This is a genomic window from Daejeonella sp., assembly GCF_044232565.1.
GTDB lineage: Bacteria > Bacteroidota > Bacteroidia > Sphingobacteriales > Sphingobacteriaceae > Daejeonella.
In genome coordinates this window covers 1-5,186 of record NZ_JBIILQ010000200.1, presented here as the reverse complement: position 1 = coordinate 5,186, position 5,186 = coordinate 1, and the positions used below count along the sequence as shown (strand labels likewise).

5 protein-coding genes are annotated in these 5,186 nt (G+C 33.7%); all 5 read right to left on the bottom strand.

Annotated features, from left to right (window positions below; translation table 11 throughout):
* A partial coding sequence (locus ACILQF_RS10315) for a lipopolysaccharide biosynthesis protein (protein ID WP_395627327.1) occupies positions 1–826 on the bottom strand: 826 nt, incomplete at its 3' end.
* Between the two features lie 100 nt (positions 827–926).
* A complete protein-coding gene (locus tag ACILQF_RS10310; protein ID WP_395627326.1) occupies positions 927–1,946 on the bottom strand; it encodes an acyltransferase family protein in 1,020 nt (339 codons plus the stop codon).
* Between the two features lie 68 nt (positions 1,947–2,014).
* Entirely contained in the window at positions 2,015–3,316 is a 1,302-nt protein-coding gene (locus ACILQF_RS10305; protein WP_395627325.1) for a nucleotide sugar dehydrogenase, read from the bottom strand.
* Positions 3,313–3,843: a UpxY family transcription antiterminator gene (locus ACILQF_RS10300; protein WP_395627324.1), complete on the bottom strand. Its 531-nt coding sequence runs from the start codon at positions 3,841–3,843 to the stop codon at positions 3,313–3,315. Before ACILQF_RS10300 ends, ACILQF_RS10305 begins: the two co-directional genes overlap by 4 nt.
* Before the next feature lie 219 nt (positions 3,844–4,062).
* A partial coding sequence (locus ACILQF_RS10295; protein ID WP_395627323.1) for a polysaccharide biosynthesis tyrosine autokinase occupies positions 4,063–5,186 on the bottom strand: 1,124 nt, incomplete at its 5' end.

Genomic DNA, 5,186 nt, shown 5'->3' with positions numbered 1-5,186 from the left:
CTTCTGAAATGGAAGCAAACATTGGGTAAGTGACACTATTGATGGCGTTAAAAATATTGTTTGTTGGCAGCTGACTGATAGAGTCTGCTCTTGAATAAAAACCCAATTGAGCTGCCGAATAACTTTTACCGATGATAAGTACATAGATATTTTTGTAAATGACTTCCAATAAACCGGAAAGAGTCATTTTATACCCAAAATGGAAGTGTTTTTTAAAACATGTTGAGTCGAAAACTAAAGATGGTCGCCATTTTGAAAAAATCCAATGGAATAAAGTAATTAGGAAGGATTGGGAAATATTCATCCATACTAGACTCCAAACTCCAAATCCATTAATTGCCAATAAAATCCCTATGAGTCCGCTCGTGAGTACTGATGGCAGCTGTATCAATGCCTGGGTTTTAAAATCCATAACTTTTACAAGTCGTGCATTTTGAATTTCATAGAATGCATTGATAATAAACACAATAGAATAAACTCTAAGCACTGAGGTAAGTATTTCCTGCTTATAAAAACTGGAAATCAGTGGTGCCAGAAAATAAATGAGCACATAAATTACCAGGCTTCCTCCAAGGTTAAAAAAGAAAACTGTTGAATAATCCTTCTGATTAGCCCTGCCGGTTCTGATTAAAGAGGATGAAAGACCACCATCAACTAGCAAGCCTCCAACAGCCACAAAAACAGAAAGCATGGCAATTATTCCAAATTCTGAAGGCGCTAAAATTCTAGCTAAAAAAATAGTTATAAAAAAGCTAATTATCTGTGCACCAAACTGTTGACTAAAAGTCCATACAAGACCATTCAGCGTTTTTTTTCTTAAATTCATAAAACACACGTAGAAATTTGATTCGAGGTTCTTGAATCGATGAAATTTTATAAAAAGAGCTTTAATGAAATCTGAAAAATATAAATGGATCTTGACAAAATTAATTTTGCATTACCGGAGAGGCTTCAGGAGCTTGGTGGGACTTAAATTGGAGCAAGAATTTAGAGTTTAGGTAAGTAATAATGGGTTTTTCTAAATACTTTTTCACAATCCATGCAAGAAAAAACATGATTGAAAGTGTTAGTAAAATCACAACAAAGTCATTCGGTATATAAACTTTAAAAGACTTAATTAAACTATATCCAATATTTTGATGAAGCAAGTATAAAGGATAGGAAATATATCCCAAAAAAAGCAAGGGAGATAAATTGAATACTTTCAATTTACCATAAATAAATAAGTAGAAAAGACTAAAAATAAAGGTGTAGGCATAAATATTTCCAGGCATTTGATTAACCAGAATAGCGGTAAATAAACAGCTTATAACTATTAAATGATCAATATAATTACCTTTATTATATTTTATTTTGTAAAAAAATATGCCTGATAAAAGGAACATCCCATATTTCAAATTGAGGAAATATTCTCCAAAAGGTAATATTCCCTGACGATTTAGTAACATCCAAGAAACCCAAACGAAGGCTATAATTCTAATATTTTTCAACACTCCCAAATAATAAAACAAACCCATTAAGGTATAAAAGAACAATTCTGGGATTAAAGACCAATAGGCACCATCAATATTTGGAATTTCAAAAACTCCTTGAATCATTGTAAAATTCATCAATATTTGAAAAAATGTGAGGTCTTGAGTTCTTGCAACATCCCATATACTAGCAATTACTAAAGTGATGCAAATACATATCCAATAAGCAGGATACAACCTCATTGACCTTTTATAGGCAAACTCCTTAACACTATTTACTTTTTGAAGCGTCATGAAAATCACAAAACCACTAATCATAAAAAATAATTCTAAACCAACATGGCCATAGTACCAATCGTATTTTATTGGGTATTGGTGTTGAAAAATTTCTCTATACCGACTTGTATAATGGTATAAAACCACATTTAAGGATGCTAAGCCCCTTAAAACATCTAATTCTTTTAAACGATGCATTCTAACCAATTTAATTCTTAAATAAATTCGATTCTTATTTTTAGCGCAGGAGTAGTCTGCTTTGTGACCTATAAACGAACATCAACCATTGCATGAGGCAAGGCGTATTTTATATCGTATACTATCGTTTTTTCCTTACACATACTTGTTAAATCCAAATCCATAAACTGCTGATGAGCAACGGCAAGCATTATTCCATCGTATAATTTATTTTGAGATTGACCATTATGACAATCTATCCCATAGGTTTGAAACACTTGTTTACTATCCGCTAATGGATCATGAATGGTAAGTTCAATTTGATATTCTAATAAGCGCTTAACGATATCAATTACCTTCGTATTTCTAACATCTGGACAGTTTTCCTTGAACGTAAAGCCTAAAATCAACACTTCACTACCAGCTATTGCAATGCCTTTTGATAACATTGCCTTCACCATTTGATCGGCAACATATTCACCCATCCCATCATTCACCCTTCTACCCGCAAGTATAATTTCTGGGTGATAACCAACCTCCTGTGCCTTTTGAGCTAAATAATAAGGATCAACTCCAATGCAATGCCCACCTACTAAACCTGGTTTAAAATTTAGAAAATTCCATTTTGTAGATGCCGCATTTAAAACCTTATTAGTATCAATTCCTAACTTATTGAAAATCATTGCCAGCTCATTGATAAAGGCAATATTGATATCTCTTTGAGCATTTTCAATCACCTTTGCCGCCTCTGCAATTTTTATAGATTCGGCTTTATGTGTACCCGCAATAATGATTGATTGGTATAAAGAATCTACAAAATCTGCAGTATCTGGATTTGATCCTGAGGTAATTTTGAGAATCTTCGTCAAGGTATGCTCTTTGTCGCCGGGATTAATCCTCTCAGGCGAATAACCTGCAAAAAAATCAACGTTATAAACTAGCCCAGACTCACGCTCCAAAACTGGCACACATTCATCTTCAGTAACTCCCGGATAAACAGTTGATTCATATATCACCGTATCACCAGGCTTTAAAATAGCGGCAATCATGCTGCTTACTTTTAATAAGGGGCTTAAATCCGGACGATTATATTTATCCACTGGTGTTGGAACGGTAACTATAAAAACATTACAATTTTTAATATCATCAATTTGATCTGTTAATAACAAGCCTATTTCAGAATCATCATTACTCATCAAAACACTTGTAAGCGAATTAGAATCAACCTCGTAAGTGTGATCATATCCCCCATTTAATTGGGATACCCGTTCTGCATTTAAATCAAAACCATAGACTGTAAAATGCTTTGCAAATTCCGTTGCCAAAGGAAGACCCACATAACCTAGTCCCACTACCGCGATTGTTATCTTGTCTAATAAAATATTACTCATGCTGAAATAGGTTCTAAATCTGAAACTGAAACTCTTGTAACTAATGCGCAATCCAAATGTTCAAACACCATTAAAACTGTTTTTCCATTTACTTTAACAACGCTTCCGTCTTGATTAGCCAAGACCCCATTTTTAATTCTTACACGATCGCCAACACTCACATTTTCCAAACTCACAACATCTACATCAGGATTTTCAAAAAGAACATTTTTAATTTTTTCAATCTCAGAGTCCTGAACAATCGCTGGTTTACCTAAAAAATAAATAAAGTTAAGTACCCCATGTGTTTGACGAACCTGTTGTTCTTCTTTCAAATTAATATTCACAAAAACATAGGAGCTAAAAAGAGGGAGCTCGACTACTTTTTTTCTATCGGCCCATTGGTTTTCAACTCTCTTAAGAGGACAGAAAGAATTAATTCCTTGCTGCTGAAGTAGCTGATCTACTTTCTTCTCCCATCTGGCTCTGGTGTAAATCACCAACCAATTCCTTTTTGTTGATGATCCTAATTTGACTAGCTTTTCCATAAATTTTATGTGTGAATTTTTTAAAATCGCTGAAACACAGCTTCGCTAACTCACTTACATGATTAATTTTTATTTTATTTAGAATAATTATTAGAATTTTATTGCCAAGAAAAAGCAATAGTAAAATTGGAACTAGCTATTGATTACCAATAACTTATAGATGAAATATCGAATAAATTTAAACTGTAATGATAGATACAACGATAAAAATCTATCTATTTAGGCATATTTCTGCCCGGCATTACCATAACCATAAGATCTCATATTTTCTTTTTTGGCATCATTGAATACAATCATGAGGTTTTTTAGTTTTTTATTCTCACAAATATCATCGAGAACAGAAACTTGCAATCTATCGGTGAAGTTATATCTCAATAAATAAATGCTTGCGTCGGCATAGGGAGCAATATTAAAGACATCCGCAACCAATCCTACAGGAGAAGTATCTAGAATAATATAATCAAACTTTTTCCTGAGATCCTGAAATAAGCCTTCCAATCTATCGGAGGAAAACAGCTCCGTTGGGTCATCTGGAAGTGAACCACATCCAATTACAGATAAATTGGGTGTTGCCGATGTTGGGCTTATAATCTCATCTAATTCAACATCTTTATTTTCAAGGTAATCGGCCAAACCTTTTTCATAATTCATATTAATACCCTTCATCAAATCAGGCTTGCGAAGATCAAACTCCACAATAACCACTTTTTTTCCAGCCAAAGCCAATGTAATTCCGAGATTGATTGAAAAAAATGTCTTCCCCTCGCCCATCATTCCGGATGTAACTAGTAAAATCTGACTTTTAGAATCAGTAATGATATTACCCAAATTGGATTGAATATATCTGAATAACTCAGAAATGGTAGTACGGCTTCCTCTTTTTACTACTACAGTTTTATTTTCGTCATTATGACTTAATTCACCCAAAATACGAGTATCACCTAAAAGCTGAACATCGCTTACATCCTTGATTTTGGTATTTAATTTTTCTCTGCTACTAAAAAAGAACAGAGGAAGTAAAAAACCTGAGACTAACGAACCTAAATAAATTAGTGCCTCTTTTGGCTTTGCAGGTGCCGTATGATAAGCCGGCCTGTCGATTACAAGTGATGTAGGTATTGTTGCAGATAGTGAAAGAGCCGTTTCCTCTCGTTTCTGGAGCAGATATTGGTAAATCGATGCTTTTACAACCTGATCTCTGCTTAATTGCAATAAACCGCGCTCAACAACAGGTACATTTCTGATTTTAGATTCAAATTGATTGGATTTATTTACCAGATTATTTCTCTCCAGAGTTAAACCTGCTTGAACATTTTTCAACGTTTCCTGTAAATAACCTTTCA